Annotated in this window: 13 protein-coding genes and 1 tRNA gene; 2 read left to right on the top strand and 12 right to left on the bottom strand. The window is 68.4% G+C overall.

The features are described 5' to 3' along the window. Positions 1-367: 367 nt before the first annotated feature. Positions 368-1,318 carry a hypothetical protein gene (locus tag ACIP89_RS08375; protein WP_402113821.1) on the bottom strand — a complete coding sequence of 317 codons (951 nt, stop codon included), beginning with the start codon at positions 1,316-1,318 and terminating at the stop codon, positions 368-370. Next, positions 1,294-1,965 carry a tyrosine-type recombinase/integrase gene (locus tag ACIP89_RS08370; RefSeq protein ID WP_402113820.1) on the bottom strand — a complete coding sequence of 224 codons (672 nt, stop codon included), beginning with the start codon at positions 1,963-1,965 and terminating at the stop codon, positions 1,294-1,296. The genes ACIP89_RS08375 and ACIP89_RS08370 overlap by 25 nt, the downstream gene beginning before the upstream one ends. A gap of 86 nt (positions 1,966-2,051) precedes the next feature. Here ACIP89_RS08370 and ACIP89_RS08365 point away from each other — a divergent pair, with 86 nt between their 5' ends. Then, a complete protein-coding gene (locus tag ACIP89_RS08365; RefSeq protein WP_327336316.1) occupies positions 2,052-2,471 on the top strand; it encodes an HIT domain-containing protein in 420 nt (139 codons plus the stop codon). A 555-nt stretch (positions 2,472-3,026) separates the two neighbouring features. On the opposite strand, the gene ACIP89_RS08360 is transcribed toward ACIP89_RS08365, so the two are convergent. Together ACIP89_RS08360 and ACIP89_RS08355 are read right to left on the bottom strand one after the other, a co-directional pair. Next, positions 3,027-3,512 (bottom strand): hypothetical protein, encoded by a 486-nt coding sequence (locus tag ACIP89_RS08360; protein WP_402113818.1) that lies wholly within the window; start codon positions 3,510-3,512, stop codon positions 3,027-3,029. A 74-nt stretch (positions 3,513-3,586) separates the two neighbouring features. Further along, complete coding sequence (locus tag ACIP89_RS08355; RefSeq protein ID WP_402113816.1) at positions 3,587-3,778, bottom strand: hypothetical protein; 192 nt, start codon at positions 3,776-3,778, stop codon at positions 3,587-3,589. A 357-nt stretch (positions 3,779-4,135) separates the two neighbouring features. On the opposite strand from ACIP89_RS08355, the gene ACIP89_RS08350 reads away from it, so the two are divergent. Beyond that, positions 4,136-4,669 (top strand): class I SAM-dependent methyltransferase, encoded by a 534-nt coding sequence (locus ACIP89_RS08350; protein WP_402113814.1) that lies wholly within the window; start codon positions 4,136-4,138, stop codon positions 4,667-4,669. Positions 4,670-4,906: 237 nt separating this feature from the next. On the opposite strand, the gene ACIP89_RS08345 is transcribed toward ACIP89_RS08350, so the two are convergent. From ACIP89_RS08345 to dnaN, 8 genes are all read right to left on the bottom strand, one after another. Beyond that, positions 4,907-4,980 (bottom strand) — tRNA-Ile (locus tag ACIP89_RS08345). 77 nt (positions 4,981-5,057) lie between these two features. Next, a complete protein-coding gene (locus ACIP89_RS08340) occupies positions 5,058-5,654 on the bottom strand; it encodes a DUF3566 domain-containing protein (RefSeq protein ID WP_402113811.1) in 597 nt (198 codons plus the stop codon). A 93-nt stretch (positions 5,655-5,747) separates the two neighbouring features. Beyond that, complete coding sequence (gyrA, locus tag ACIP89_RS08335; RefSeq protein WP_401924976.1) at positions 5,748-8,399, bottom strand: DNA gyrase subunit A; 2,652 nt, start codon at positions 8,397-8,399, stop codon at positions 5,748-5,750. Positions 8,400-8,451: 52 nt separating this feature from the next. Next, entirely contained in the window at positions 8,452-10,539 is a 2,088-nt protein-coding gene (gene gyrB / locus ACIP89_RS08330; RefSeq protein ID WP_401924978.1) for a DNA topoisomerase (ATP-hydrolyzing) subunit B, read from the bottom strand. 393 nt (positions 10,540-10,932) lie between these two features. Next, positions 10,933-11,520 carry a DUF721 domain-containing protein gene (locus tag ACIP89_RS08325; protein WP_401924981.1) on the bottom strand — a complete coding sequence of 196 codons (588 nt, stop codon included), beginning with the start codon at positions 11,518-11,520 and terminating at the stop codon, positions 10,933-10,935. Further along, positions 11,517-12,647: a DNA replication/repair protein RecF gene (gene recF, locus ACIP89_RS08320; RefSeq protein WP_401924984.1), complete on the bottom strand. Its 1,131-nt coding sequence runs from the start codon at positions 12,645-12,647 to the stop codon at positions 11,517-11,519. The genes ACIP89_RS08325 and recF overlap by 4 nt, the downstream gene beginning before the upstream one ends. An 82-nt stretch (positions 12,648-12,729) precedes the next feature. Continuing rightward, positions 12,730-13,608 carry a phosphogluconate dehydrogenase (NAD(+)-dependent, decarboxylating) gene (gene gnd / locus ACIP89_RS08315; RefSeq protein WP_073733247.1) on the bottom strand — a complete coding sequence of 293 codons (879 nt, stop codon included), beginning with the start codon at positions 13,606-13,608 and terminating at the stop codon, positions 12,730-12,732. A gap of 131 nt (positions 13,609-13,739) precedes the next feature. Beyond that, the gene (gene dnaN, locus ACIP89_RS08310; RefSeq protein WP_024489504.1) at positions 13,740-14,870 is read right to left on the bottom strand and encodes a DNA polymerase III subunit beta; all 1,131 of its coding nucleotides are present in this window, start codon (positions 14,868-14,870) and stop codon (positions 13,740-13,742) included. Positions 14,871-15,021: the final 151 nt, after the last annotated feature.

Genomic DNA, 15,021 nt, shown 5'->3' with positions numbered 1-15,021 from the left:
ACTACCGGAACAAGCCCCGCACAACCGGAGCGAGCCCGCACCTCCGTAGCGCCCCCGGCCCTCCGGCCCCTTCGACCCCCAACACCGCACCCTGCCCACGCAGAAGGCCCGGTCTCTCCGAAGAGAGACCGGGCCTTCTGTTTGTCGCTGTGGGGCTAACAGGATTTGAACCTGTGGCCTCATCCTTATCAGGACCCGGCCCTATACAGAGGAGACCCCCAGGTCACCGCCGGTACCCGCCCCACCAGGCCCTACATGGATCTACATCCACAAGCGTTCACAGGCCCTCCCCCGGCTTACTCGGCTGCTGGGGTACTTCTGGGGTAGTCACGGCGTGCTCCGCCGTAGCAGCCGACCGCAAGGGCGCTCAGAGTCGCGCGTCCACACCCTCATCCGGCTCATCATCTTCTTCCTCAAAGTCCGGGTCGGGTTCGAACTCGCCGTAGTAGTCCTCGACCTCAATCTCCAAATCGACGTCGCCTCCAAGAGGCTCTGGCAGTAAAGCGAGCTCTCCGGACTCGACACGCAGTTCGCAGACGAAGCACCGAAAGATCTGCGGCGTCAGCATGACGGTCCACTTCTCGCGGTCCACGAAGCTTCTACCCATCAAGTAGCCCTGCGACGAGCACGCCTGACAGACTTCGTGCGCCGAGAAAGTGTCGAGGTGTCCTGGACCGACCGTGCGAATGACAGTGGTCAGCACGAGCTTCCGATCCCTCTCATTGAAGTGCCCATACCGTTCAAGGAAGACTCGCCGGGCCCTGGCGAGCTTCTGCTCCAGCCGAACCCGAGCCGCCTCTCCCTCCTCCTGAAGCAGCTTGTCGTGCATCGCCTCGTGAGGGTGCCAGTAGCCAGCGCTGATGCCGAGCTCGACGAGCAGGGGGTCAATCACCTTGATGCAGCTGACGAAGACCGCAATGACCTCCCCTCGGTCGTGGTACCCGGCGTGGGCGACGCCGTTGCGCGCATCGGCGAGAGGCCACGGCTCCCTGCTCTGAGGGCGTGGAGGAATCTTGCCCGGCAGGATCCTGGTCACCCGCTCGTACGCCTCACCGAGCTGAATGGTCTTGACGCGTGAGCCTCGTACCTGGACAAGCCCGCCCTGTCCCGCCGCGTAGAGGAGTGAGTTGAAATCCTTCCCTTCGACGATCAACGACGGATGGATCCTCGCCAGGAACGCCTTCAGCAAATGCTCCGTGGCCACCCCAGCGTGATGGACCGCCATCCCTTCCGACGACGGGCCATCAGCGAAGGCTGTGAACGCTGCGTCCATCCACTTACGTGAGGAGAGCACTAGGTGTTCAGCGTCAAGGTGCATGAGTTGGACCGTAGAGGCCAACACCTTTCACCGAACGGCAGTTTCGGAAATCGCGCGACCAGGCGCAGCGGCTTCCTCGTGCCTGTCCGGCCCGGCTTCTTGTCCTCCAAGGCTGCGAGGACCTGGCCCGCGTAGTCGGCCGCGGCGTGGGTGTAGAGCCAGGTGACCTTGCCAGCCCGCTCGTGCCCGAGGATCTCCTGCGCGATCACCTCCGGAACACCGCGATCGTGCAGCCGGGACGCGAACGAGTGGCGCTGGTCGTGGAAGGCCGGCCACCAATCCGTCCGCTCCTTCTCTACCTTCCGCGTGCGGCCGGTCTCCGCGTCCCTCTCTTCGGCCGTGACCTTCTTCGTCTTCATCCGGCCGACACCGGACTGGGTGAGGGCGTCCGTACACAGCCGCCGGAATGCGGAGCGGCGGAGCGGCGCCCGGTACGGCTCGCCCGCGGTCCCGGCCTTCTTCGATCCGCGCCGGACCTTGTTCCTCCCGTGGAACACGAGCTCGTTCTCGCAGAGACCGGCCTCGGGTTCGGATCGTTCGGTACTGGCCTCGGGCTCGTCGGCCAAGAGCTCGCGGAGCACGCGTAGGGCGAGGCCGGTGATCGGCACCGTGCGCAGTCCGGCGTCCGACTTCGGGTTCCGGCACAACTTCTGTGGACTGGTCGCAGACAGTGAACGAAAGGCTCGGGAAACGGCTGGCAGGGACCGTGCTGGTTCTGGCAGGGTCGGAACGTATGGACTGTACCTTCTGCCACCTGATCCGGGGCGATGCCGCACGGTGGGTGGCGCGCGGGCCCGTGGCCAGTGCGTTCGCTCCGCTGAATTCCCTCGCGCCAGGTCACACCCTGGTGATTCCCACCGCCCACTGGGCGGACATCTTCGACGTTCCTCCGGAGGACTTGGCACACACGATGGCACTGGTCCAGCAGGTTGCCGCGGCAATGCGGACCGCGTTGAAGGCCGGAGGCGTCAACGTCCTGAACGCCAGCGGACCGGGATCTGAGCAGTCAGTACCCCACCTGCACTTCCACGTAGTCCCGCGCTGGCCGGACGACGCGTTCTCCACCTGGCCCACCCAGCGGTCCCGTCACCAGATCGCCGATGACCCTGTCACACAGCTCGCCGACGCCATGACTGCCACTCACGCGCGGTGACCCCACCACAGAAGTTGTGCCAGAACCCGACTTCGGGCAGGCCTTCCGCCTGATCTTCCCCCCTCACCTCTGTCAGCCTCGCGAACAGGGATGACCCGGCGGCCGAAGTCGACGTTGCACCAGCGCAGGCCTGCGAGCTCGCCCCAGCGGAGACCGGTCTCCTGGGCCACGATCTGCAAGGTGTGCATGTAGCCGGGCAGGTGGGCTCGGATCAGTCACAGCTGCGCGTGCGACGGAGGCCGCCTATCCTCGGGGCTTCTTCTTCCCCTTCGGCAGCTTGACCCCCTCGGCCGGGTTGAAGGGGACGCGCCGGTCCCGCTTCGCCGCTTCGAGCATCCGGTCGAGGATCTGGAACACCTTCATTACGGAGGAGGCGGCGAGCGGTCCGCCGTTCTTGTCGTGCAGCTGGTTGACCCAGGTCTGGATGCCGAGCCGGCGTCTCCCAGTCCGAGCACGAGTCCTCTTCGCCCTACCACCTGACCGTCGTCGTTCGTGAGACGCAGTGCCCCCTGCCCCGGCTTCGGCCGGCGGCAGGGGGCACTGTTGTGTCCGGGGTCAGCCACGCCGTGTGGCCCCCTGCGGCCAGACCACGTCCACCGCCAGCCCCGCCTCCTGGGCCTGCACCACGGTGTCCGCCGTGCCTCCGCCCTTGCCGGATGGAGGCGTACCGTCCCACACGGCGACGAGGCGGTCGACACGGCGCAGGAGCTCACTGTTCGCCGCCTCGTAGGCCGCCCGATTCGCGGTCTCGTGCGGCAGCGTCACGACGTCTTCGGCTGCCTCTACCAGGTGATCGAAGACGGCTGCGTGCTCCGGCTTCACTTTCGCGGCGCGGTAGTCGCTGGAGGGGATCACAGCAATGAGGCGGCCTCCGAGCGCGGTGACCTCCTCCGCGAAGAGACTGTCAGCCCCGGCCGCGATGCACGAGATCCCAGTCAGGTCCTCGCTGTACGCGGAGAGCAGCTCGCGCAGCGCGGCGCGCACCAGGGGCACGCTCTCGTCGGTCAGGTCCATGTGCCCGGTCACGGCAAGTGTCGTCATCCGCCCGTCCCTCAGCTCGACAGCAAGTCGCGGATACCATCCCGCGCCTCACGCACCGGGCGCGAGGCGCTGTGTCACACGGTGTAGGGGTACAGCTGCCCGAGCTGCGTCCGGAGACGCCCCGACTGTGTTCCCCGCGCGGCCTGCACCGCGAGGGTTGTTTCGGCGGCGGCCGACCGGATGTCGCCGGCGAGGAACTGGCATTCGGCCAGGCCGATGCGGTCGAGGGCATGGGAGCGCCCGGCCTCGGGGCCGCGCGATGCCAAGGCAGTCCGGATTTCGTTGGCTGCCTGGTGGCATGTCGGCGTGGGTCGGTGCGGGCGAGGTCGAGGAGACGGCCCCCGGTGACGCCCGCGAGTTCGGCCTCGTCGAAGTAGGCGATCCAGTAAGGCTCGTCGTCCGTGCTCGCGATGGCGATGTCCTCGGCTGCTTTCGCGGTGGCCCTGCGGAATCCGGCGATGCGGCCCTGCGCGGCGTAGGCCCATGCCTCGCGGGTGTGGAGCATGGCGCGGGCCCGGGGGCCGATGACGTCGCGGGCGCCCTCCTGGGCGAGGTGGATCAGCTGGAGCGCGTCGTGAGCCCGGTCTCGGTAGAGCATCTGGCGAGCCATCCCGGCCAGGACGTTGGCCCCGAAGACGGAAGCGTCCGTCCTCGACCTGGGCTGCGGCAAGGGCGGGAATCTCGCCCACATCACTGCCCTCGGCGCTCGCGCCGTTGGTGTCGACATCTCACTCGCCCAGATCAAGGCCGCCGAAGCACGCTGGTCCGACACCGGCATGGTTCTCCACCGCACGGACGCGACCCGGTACCTCAAGGAGGGTGGCGAGCAATTCGACGCCGTGTTCTCCGTGTTCGGGGCCGCATGGTTCACCGACCCGGCCGTGCTGCTGCCCGCGATCCGTCGGCGCCTTCGGCCGGGCGGGGTCTTCGCCTTCTCCCATCGCCCTCCGATCGAGGGCTGCTATGGGTGCCAGGCCTCGTACATCAACCGGTCCGAGGACGAGGACCCGCTGGTCGTGAAGCGCTGGGACTACGAGCCGGATCGCTGGGTGGAGACCCTCACCGAGCACGGCTTCACCGCGGCGGGCGCGCGCCTCGTGCCGGCGCCGTCCGGCCGCCGCAAGATCGGCACGCTGGTCGTCCGCGCCCACGGCTGACCTCCTCGTGTCGCGGGGCGCGTCAAGCCCGCGAGAGGTCAGGAAGCGACATGTCGCGTCCATGACTACCGTTGCCCTAGATTCGATAACTCGTTCGATATATGAGCTAGATCCACTCACCCTTGGCGGGAGGGTGGAGGGAAGCTACGGAGCAGTAGCGGGGTAACAGGATCAACAAAAGCAGAAGGCCGGTAGATCCTGGGATCTACCGGCCTTCTGAACTGCTGTCTACTGCTGTGGGGCTAACAGGATTTGAACCTGTGGCCTCATCCTTATCAGGGATGCGCTCTAACCAACTGAGCTATAGCCCCGCCGCGCTTTTGTGTCGCGCTGACGTGAAGAAGATTAGCGCACGTCGGGGCCAGTCCCAAAATCGATAGATGCGCCGCTACTCGTCCTCGGCCAGCGTGAGCTCGACACCGCCCACGAAGCCGGCCGACAAGTTGTAGATGAAGGCGCCCAGCGTCGCCAGCGCGGTCGCCAGCACCACATCGATCACGGCGATGACCGACGTGAAGATGAGGACCCTGGGCAGCGAGAGGAACGACTGCAGGTCGAAGCCGCTGCCCTCGTTGGAGCCGGTCGCCTCGCTGATCGTGCCGCCCACGGTGGAGAAGACGCCCATCGCGTCCATCACCATCCACAGGACCGCCGATGCCACCACCGTGCAGATGCCGAGTGCGATGGACAGCAGGAAGCTGACCTTCATCACCGACCACGGATCGGCCTTGGCCACCCGCAGACGCGCCTTACGGGTACGCGGAGTGGTCCGCGCCCCCGTCCGCGGCTTGCGGGCCGCCTGAGCCGGGCCCGCGCCCTGCTGGGCCCCCTGGGGGCGGCCCCCGTGCGTCCCGCCCGGAGGCGAGGGGTAGGCCTGCGGCGGGTGGTAAGGCCCCGCCTGGCCCGTTGCGGGCTCACGCTCGCCGGGCAGGGGCCCGGCCGCGTAGCCCTCGTACTGGGGTTGAGGACCCCGGGTATCCGTCACAGTGCCCCCTTGGGAGTCCGTGGCAGGGCCACGGGCACCGTTCGCGCCGGCTCCGGAAGCGGCCGAACCGGCGCCCGTGGCTCCACTCACGCTCTACTCCTCGTGCTCCCCGGTCGAGGACGTCGTGCCCTCGACAGTGCTCTCACCAGTCGCGTCGGCCGTCTCGGCCTCAGCTGTCACTGCCTCGGCCGTATCGCCGTCGGCGTCGACGGGACCGTCGACCTCTTCGGCCTCACGACCCGCCTCGGCGTTACGAGCGATGCCGACGACGGCATCACGCTTGCCCAGGTTGATCAGTTGGACGCCCATGGTGTCACGGCCCGTCTCCCTGACTTCATTGACTCGCGTACGAATCACACCACCGCCGAGCGTGATGGCAAGGATCTCATCCGTAGCCTCGACCACCAGCGCACCGACCAGCGAGCCCCGGTCCTCCACGATCTTGGCGGCCTTGATGCCCAGGCCGCCGCGACCCTGGACGCGGTACTCGTCGACGGGGGTCCGCTTCGCGTACCCGCCGTCAGTGGCAGTGAACACGAAAGTACCGGGCCTGACGACATTCATCGAGAGGAGTTCGTCTCCCTCGCGGAAACTCATGCCCTTGACGCCCGAGGTGGCACGGCCCATCGGGCGCAGCGCGTCGTCCGTCGCGGTGAACCTGATCGACTGGGCCTTCTTGCTGATGAGCAGCAGATCGTCCTCGGACGACACCAGCTCCGCGCCGATCAGCTCGTCGTCCGAGCCGTCCGGCGTCTCGCGCAGGTTGATGGCGATGACGCCACCGGAGCGCGGGGAGTCGTAGTCCTTGAGCGCGGTCTTCTTCACGAGACCGCCCTTCGTGGCGAGGATCAGGTAGGGCGCGGCGTCGTAGTCGCGGATCGCCAGGATCTGCGCGATCTGTTCGTCCGGCTGGAAAGCCAGCAGGTTGGCGACGTGCTGACCGCGTGCGTCACGGCCCGCGTCCGGGAGCTCGTACGCCTTCGCCCGGTAGACCCGGCCCTTGTTCGTGAAGAACAGCAGCCAGTGGTGCGTCGTCGACACGAAGAAGTGGTCGACGATGTCGTCCTGCTTCAGCTTCGTGCCGCGTACGCCCTTGCCGCCGCGCTTCTGCGAGCGGTAGTCCTCGGTCTTCGTGCGCTTCACATAGCCGCCGCGGGAGATCGTGACGACGATGTCCTCCTCGGCGATCAGGTCCTCCACGGACATGTCACCGTCGAAGGGCACCAGCTTGGAGCGCCGGTCGTCGCCGAACTTGTCGACGATCGCCGCCAGCTCCTCGCTGACGATCTGCCGCTGCCGCTCGGGCGAGGACAGGATCGCGTTGTACTCGTTGATCTTCGCCTGGAGCTCGTCGTGCTCGGCGGTGATCTTCTGGTGCTCCAGCGCGGCCAGCCGGCGCAGCTGCATCTCCAGGATCGCGTTCGCCTGGATCTCGTCGATCTCCAGGAGGCCCATCAGGCCCTCCCGCGCGATCTCCACGGTGTTGCTGCGCCGGATGAGGGCGATGACCTCGTCGATGGCGTCCAGGGCCTTGAGCAGGCCGCGCAGGATGTGCGCCCGCTCCTCCGCCTTGCGCAGCCGGAACCGCGTGCGCCGGACGATGACCTCGATCTGGTGCGTCACCCAGTGGCGGATGAACGCGTCGATCGACAGGGTGCGCGGCACCCCGTCCACCAGCGCCAGCATGTTGGCGCCGAAGTTGGACTGCAGGTCGGTGTGCTTGTACAGGTTGTTCAGGACGACCTTGGCGACCGCGTCCCGCTTGAGCACGACGACCAGGCGCTGCCCGGTGCGCGACGAGGTCTCGTCACGGACGTCGGCGATCCCGCCGACCTTGCCGTCCTTGACCAGGTCGGCGATCTTCTGCGCGAGGTTGTCGGGGTTGGTCTGGTACGGAAGCTCCGTGACCACCAGGCACTGGCGGTTCTGGATCTCCTCGACCGCCACGACCGCGCGCATCGTGATCGAGCCACGGCCCGTGCGGTACGCCTCCTCGATGCCCTTGCGGCCCACGACGAGGGCGCCGGTCGGGAAGTCCGGGCCCTTGATCCGCTCGATCAGGGCTTCCAGGAGCTCCTCCTGCGAGGCCTCCGGGTGCTCCAGGTACCACTGCGCACCGGAGGCGACCTCGCGCAGGTTGTGCGGCGGGATGTTGGTCGCCATGCCGACCGCGATGCCCGCGGAACCGTTCACCAGCAGGTTCGGGAAGCGCGCCGGCAGGACCGTCGGCTCCTGGTTGCGGCCGTCGTAGTTGTCCTGGAAGTCGACGGTCTCCTCGTCGATGTCGCGGACCATCTCCATGGACAGCGGCATCATCTTGCACTCGGTGTACCGCATGGCGGCGGCCGGGTCGTTGCCCGGGGAACCGAAGTTGCCGTTGGAGTCGACCAGCGGCATGCGCATCGACCAGTGCTGCGCCAGGCGCACCAGGGCGTCGTAGATCGAGGAGTCGCCGTGCGGGTGGTACGTACCCATGACGTCACCGACGACGCGGGCGCACTTGTAGAAGCCCTTCTCGGGCCGGTAGCCGCCGTCGTACATCGCGTACAGCACCCGGCGGTGGACGGGCTTGAGGCCGTCCCGCACGTCGGGCAGGGCACGCGACACGATGACGGACATCGCGTAGTCGAGGTAGGAGCGCTGCATCTCCGTCTCGAGCCCGACGGGCTCGACACGCATGCCCACGCCCTCGACGGGCGGAACCTCTTCCGGTGTCACGGGGGCAGGGGTGTTCTCGTCGGCCATTGCTGGTCAAAGTCCTTTCGCGCTGCGGCTGCGGCTCGCTTGTACGGCCGACTCAGATGTCGAGGAAGCGGACGTCCTTGGCGTTGCGCTGGATGAACGAGCGCCGCGCCTCGACGTCCTCACCCATCAGCACCGAGAACAGGTCGTCGGCCTGCGCCGCGTCGTCGAGCGTGACCTGGCCGAGCACGCGGTGGTCGACGTCCATCGTGGTGACACGCAGCTCCTCGGCGTTCATCTCGCCGAGGCCCTTGAAGCGCTGGATCGAGTCTTCCTTGATCCGCTTGCCGTTCTGCTTGCCGAGCGCCACGAGGGCGTCGCGCTCGCGGTCCGAGTACGCGTACTCGAAGTCGTCCCGGCCCCACTTGATCTTGTAGAGCGGCGGGCGCGAGAGGTAGACGTGCCCGGCCTCGACCAGCGGCCGCATGAAACGGAAGAGGAACGTGAGCAGCAGGGTGTTGATGTGCTGCCCGTCGACGTCGGCGTCCGCCATCAGGATGATCTTGTGATAGCGGAGCTTCTCGATGTCGAAGTCCTCGTGGACTCCGGTGCCGAAGGCCGAGATCAGCGCCTGGACCTCGGTGTTCTGGAGGATCTTGTCGATCCGGGCCTTCTCGACGTTCAGGATCTTGCCGCGGATCGGCAGGATGGCCTGGTACATCGGGTTACGGCCGGACTTCGCCGAACCACCGGCGGAGTCACCCTCGACGATGAAGATCTCGCACTTCGTCGGGTCGTTGGACTGGCAGTCGCTCAGCTTGCCCGGCAGCGAGGCGCTCTCCAGGAGCCCCTTGCGGCGGGTCAGGTCACGCGCCTTGCGGGCGGCCACCCGGGCGGTCGACGCGGCGATGCCCTTGCGGATGATGTCGGCGGCCTCGTTGGGGTTCCGGTCGAACCAGTCCGTGAGCTGCTCGTGGACGACCTTCTGCACGAAGGTCTTGGCCTCCGTGTTGCCCAGCTTGGTCTTCGTCTGGCCCTCGAACTGCGGCTCGCCCAGCTTCACCGAGATGATCGCCGTCAGGCCCTCGCGGACGTCCTCGCCGGTGAGGTTGTCGTCCTTCTCGCGCAGCAGCTTCTTGTCGCGGGCGTACCGGTTGACCAGCGAGGTCAGCGCCGCGCGGAAGCCCTCCTCGTGCGTACCGCCCTCGTGCGTGTGGATCGCGTTGGCGAAGGAGTAGACACCCTCGCTGTACTGCGTGTTCCACTGCATGGCGATCTCGGCCGAGAGGAGCCGGTCCTTGTCCTCGGCCTCGATGTCGATCACCGACTGGTGGATGACGTCGCCCTTGCGGGAGTTGAGGTACTTGACGAAGTCGACGATGCCGTTCTCGTAGTGGTACGTGACCGTGCGGGTCGTCTCGTCCTCGGGGACCTCGGTCGCCTCGGCGCTGTCCGCGCCGGCCGTGGCCTTCGCGGACTCCCGCTCGTCCGTCAGCTTGAGGGTGAGGCCCTTGTTGAGGAAGGCCATCTCCTGGAAGCGGCGCGAGAGCGTCTCGAAGGAGTACTCGGTCGTCTCGAAGATGTCGCCGTCGGCCCAGAAGGTGACGGACGTGCCCGTCTCGACAGTCTCCTCGTTCTGCTTCAGCGGGGCGGTCGGGACGCCGAACTTGTAGTCCTGGGTCCAGCGGTAGCCGTCGGTCTTGACCTCGACCGCGACCCGGGTGGACAGGGCGTTGACGACGGACACACCGACGCCGTGCAGACCGCCGGAGACCGCGTAGCCGCCGCCGCCGAACTTTCCGCCCGCGTGCAGCACGGTGAGCACGACCTCGACGGCCGGCTTGCCTTCGGACGGCACGATGCCGACCGGGATGCCACGGCCGTTGTCGATCACGCGCACCCCGCCGTCGGCGAGGATCGTGACGTCGATCGTGTCCGCGTGACCGGCCATCGCCTCGTCGACGGAGTTGTCGACGACCTCTTGGACGAGGTGGTGGAGACCGCGGTCACCGGTCGAGCCGATGTACATGCCGGGTCGCTTGCGGACCGCGTCCAGGCCCTCCAGCACGGTGATCGCGCTGGCGTCGTACGAGGCGGTGACCTCGCCCGGGGCGGGAGCGGCGGTGCTCCCGTCGGGGATGGACGGAATGTTCTCGTTGGGGTTGCCGGAATCGGCCACGAAGCGCCCTTTCTGGCACAGCACAGGCCGTTCTCCGGGCAGGCGGGAGCGGCTGCGTCGTTCGGCTTGTATCGACGAATCCCGCAAGGACGCGGGATTGTCCACCAGTCTACCGGTAGCGCCGACCCGAATGGGGGTTTGCCGGTACCTGAGTCCGCATGTGCCGCCCTGAATCCACGCCTGACGACTCCCCATATCCGGGAAGGGGCCTCAAGGGGCTCACACGGGCGTTGAGCGCTTCGGCCTGTCAACCTCCCGCTACGGTGAGGGACGCCCGCTCCGCACCCCGCGGTTTCCACCACCGCACACCCGTGCGGCACGGAGTCCGCGGGCATCGGGAGCAGGAGGGTCACACCTCGCCGCCGCCCTCTCGGGCAGCACGGTCGCACTGACCTTCAGAACGGGTAAAAGCGCAGGTCAGCCGTAGGTGTCGCCCGGTCCCACGCTGCCCGGCGCACGCAGCGGACCGAACCTCCGCTGCGGCCCTCCCGGCCCCAGGACCTTGATCATCCGTACGGTGCCGTGCCCCAGATCCGCGTTCAGCCGGGCCACCAGCTGAGGCGCCAGCAGCCGCAGCTGGGTCGCCCACGCCGTCGAGTCGCACTGCACCGTCAGCACCCGCTCATCGGGATCCTCGTCATAACGCAGCGGCACACAATGATTGGCCAGATCATCACCTACGATCTGCGGCCAGCGGCCCATCACACCGCCCACCGCCGCGGGCGCCTCCCAGCCGCGTTCGGTGATCAGCCGGTTGATCGCCGCACCCAGCGGCAGCGGATCCCGGCCGTCCGCCCGCGCCCCGGACCGCAGCCCGCCGCCCCGCCGGGCCTGCTTCTTCTGCTGCGCCGCCGCACCGCGGGCCCGCGCCTGCTCCTTCGCCGCGCGCAGAGCCACCCGGGCCAGGTCCACCCCCGAGGGCTCCGGCTGCTTCGAGGCCCCGGAGGACGGTTCCCGCGGTGTCCCGGCCGGACCGCCCTCCGGAAGCTGCTCCGGGCCGCTCACAACCGCTCCACCTCGCCCGCGGAGACCGCGTACCGCGTCCCCGCGAGCACCCCCGGGACGTCGTCGTCCACCGCGGCCGTCACCAGCACCTGCTCGCCCGGCGCCACCAGCTCGGCAAGGCGCTCACGCCGCCGCGCGTCCAGCTCGGCGAAGACGTCGTCCAGGACCAGCACGGGCTCGTTGCCCTCGCTGCGCAGCAGCTCGTACGAGGCCAGCCGCAGGGCCAGCGCGTACGACCACGACTCCCCGTGGCTCGCGTATCCCTTGGCCGGCATCCCGCGCAGCCCGAGCACCAGGTCGTCGCGGTGCGGGCCGACCAGCGTCACGCCCCGCTCGATCTCCTGCTTGCGCACCTCGGCCAGGGCCGCGATGAGCTGCCCGTACAGCTCCTCGCGGGTCCGGGCGGGACCGACGTCCGCGCCGACCGAGCTGCGGTACTCCAGCGTCACCGGGCCGCCGCCGGGCGCCACGTCCGCGTACGCCTTGTCCGTGAGCGGCTGCATCGTCGCGATCAGGTCCAGCCGCTGTGCCAGCAGCTCGGCGCCCACTCGGCCCAGGTGCTGGTCCCAGACGTCGAGCGTCGACAGGTCCATCGAACGGCCACCGTGCCTGCGCGCCATCGCCGCCGACTTCAGGAGCGTGTTGCGCTGCTTCAGCACCCGCTCGTAGTCGGACCGGACCCCGGCCATCCGCGGCGACCGCGCCGTGACCAGCTCGTCCAGGAACCGGCGGCGCTCGCCCGGATCGCCCTTCACCAGCGCCAGGTCCTCCGGAGCGAACAGCACCGTCCGTACGATGCCGAGCACGTCACGGGGCCTGACCTGCGAGGATCTATTGATCCGGGCGCGATTGGCCTTGCCCGGATTCAGTTCGAGCTCGACCAGCTGCGAACGCTCGCCCTGGGTGACGGCGGCCCTGATGACGGCCCGCTCCGCGCCCACGCGCACCAGCGGCGCGTCCGAGGAGACCCGGTGGCTGCCGAGCGAGGCGAGATAGCCGACGGCCTCGACCAGATTGGTCTTGCCCTGGCCGTTGGCCCCCACGAACGCGGTGACGCCCGGGTCGAGAGGCACCTCGACCCGGGCGTACGAGCGGAAGTCGGCCAGCGACAGATGCGTGACATGCATGGTGTACGCCGACCTTCCCGGCTTCCTGCTCCGTGCTGTGTGGTGCGGGCGGACACCAGTTCCGGCCCGCTCCCCTTCGCTGCTACTTCTTGTTCTCGACCGCGTGGCCGCCGAACTGGTTGCGCAGCGCGGCGATCATCTTCATCTGCGGGGAGTCGTCCTGCCGCGAGGCGAACCGGGCGAAGAGCGACGCGGTGATCGCGGGCAGCGGGACGGCGTTGTCGATCGCGGCCTCCACCGTCCACCGGCCCTCGCCGGAGTCGGCGGCGAAACCGCGGAGCTGGTCCAGGTGCTCGTCGTCGTCCAGCGCGTTGACCGCCAGGTCGAGCAGCCAGGAACGGATGACCGTGCCCTCCTGCCAGGAGCGGAAGACCTCGCGCACATCGGTGACGGAGTCGACCTTCTCCAGGAGCTCCCAGCCCTCGGCGTAGGCCTGCATCATGGCGTACTCGATGCCGTTGTGAACCATCTTCGCGAAGTGGCCGGCACCGACCTTGCCCGCGTGGACGGAACCGAAGTCGCCCTCGGGCTTCAGGGCGTCGAAGACCGGCTGGACCTTCGCGACGTTCTCGGCGTCGCCGCCGTACATCAGCGCGTAGCCGTTCTCCAGGCCCCAGACACCGCCGGAGACGCCGCAGTCGACGAAGCCGATGCCCTTGATGCCGAGCTCGACCGCGTGCTTCTCGTCGTCGGTCCAACGGGAGTTCCCGCCGTCCACGACGACATCTCCGGCCGACAGCAGCTCGGCCAGCTCGTCGATCGTGGACTGGGTCGCGGCGCCGGCCGGGACCATCACCCACACGACCCGGGGGCCCTTCAGCTTGCCCACGAGCTCTTCGAGGCTGTGGACATCGGCGACGTCCGGGTTGCGGTCGTAACCGATGACGGTGTGGCCTGCGCGGCGGATGCGCTCGCGCATGTTGCCGCCCATCTTGCCGAGGCCGACGAGACCGATCTCCATCAGAGATTCCTTAAGCGTTGTGCCGATTCGTACCCAGGACCGAGCCTACGCCCGGCCGGGGACAGGGCGACGGGCATGCTCGGCGCTGAGCGTGCCCGTCGGGGCCTGCCGTGACAGGACCGGTGACCGGATCAGCCGGAGAGGCGGACCGGCATGATCAGGTACTTGTACGCGTCGTCCGCCTCGGCATCCACGGCGGCGCGGCCGCTGAGCAGCGCGGGCTTGGTGGACGTCGTGAAGGAGAGCTGGGCGACGGGGGAGTCGATCGCGCTCAGGCCGTCCAGCAGGAAGGTCGGGTTGAAGGCGATCGAGATGTCGTCGCCCTCCAGGACCGCGTCCACGCGCTCCACAGCCTGTGCGTCGTCGCTGGAACCGGCCTCCAGGATCAGCACACCCTGCTCGAAGCTGAGCCGGACCGGGGTGTTCCGCTCGGCCACCAGCGCGACGCGCTTGACGGCCTCGACGAACGGGGCGGTCTCGATGACCGCGACCGTGTTGAACTCGGTCGGGAAGAGCGTGCGGTACTTGGGCAGGTCGCCTTCGAGCAGCCGGGTGGTCGTCCGCCGGCCCGCGCCCTCGAAGCCGATGAGCCCCTCACCCGCGCCGGAACCCGACAGCGCCAGCGTGACCGTGTCACCGCTGGTGAGCGCCTTGGCGGTGTCCAGCAGCGTCTTGGCGGGGACCAGGGCGACGGCGGAGGCGTCGGCGTTCTCCGGCTTCCAGAGGAACTCGCGGACCGCGAAGCGGTAGCGGTCGGTGGAGGCCAGGGTGACGGTGTCGCCCTCGATCTCGATGCGCACACCGGTGAGGACGGGCAGCGTGTCGTCGCGGCCCGCCGCGATGGCCACCTGAGCGGCGGCGGAGGCGAAGACCTCGCCGGGGACCGTCCCGGTCGCCGTCGGCATCTCGGGCAGTGCGGGGTACTCCTCCACAGGAAGGGTGTGGAGTGTGAACCGCGAGGAGCCGCAGGCCACCGTCGCCCGTACACCGTCTGTGGAAATCTCCACCGGCCGGTTGGGCAGCGCACGGCAGATGTCGGCGAGCAGCCGGCCGGAGACCAGCACCGTGCCGTCCTCCTCGATCTCGGCATCCACCGAGACCCGGGCCGAGACCTCGTAGTCGAAGCTGGAGAAGCTGAGGGCGCCGTCCTCGGCCTTCAGCAGCAGCCCCGCAAGAACGGGCGCCGGCGGCCGGGCCGGGAGGCTACGGGCCACCCAGGCCACAGCCTCCGCGAGTACATCGCGCTCCACCCGGATCTTCACCGGAACCGCCTCCTGCTGTTGCTCGCTCGCCCTGCTGGCCTTCGTCGTCTGGTCGGGTCGCTCCACCGATGGGACGGGGAGGACGCCGGGGTCCAGTCTGACGTACGGCACCGACACTCGGTGCTGCTCGGGGTCAAGTCGCGACAAGCGG

The organism is Streptomyces sp. NPDC088730 (assembly GCF_044751215.1).
Lineage (GTDB): Bacteria > Actinomycetota > Actinomycetes > Streptomycetales > Streptomycetaceae > Streptomyces.
This window is presented reverse-complemented; position numbering and strand designations above follow the sequence as displayed.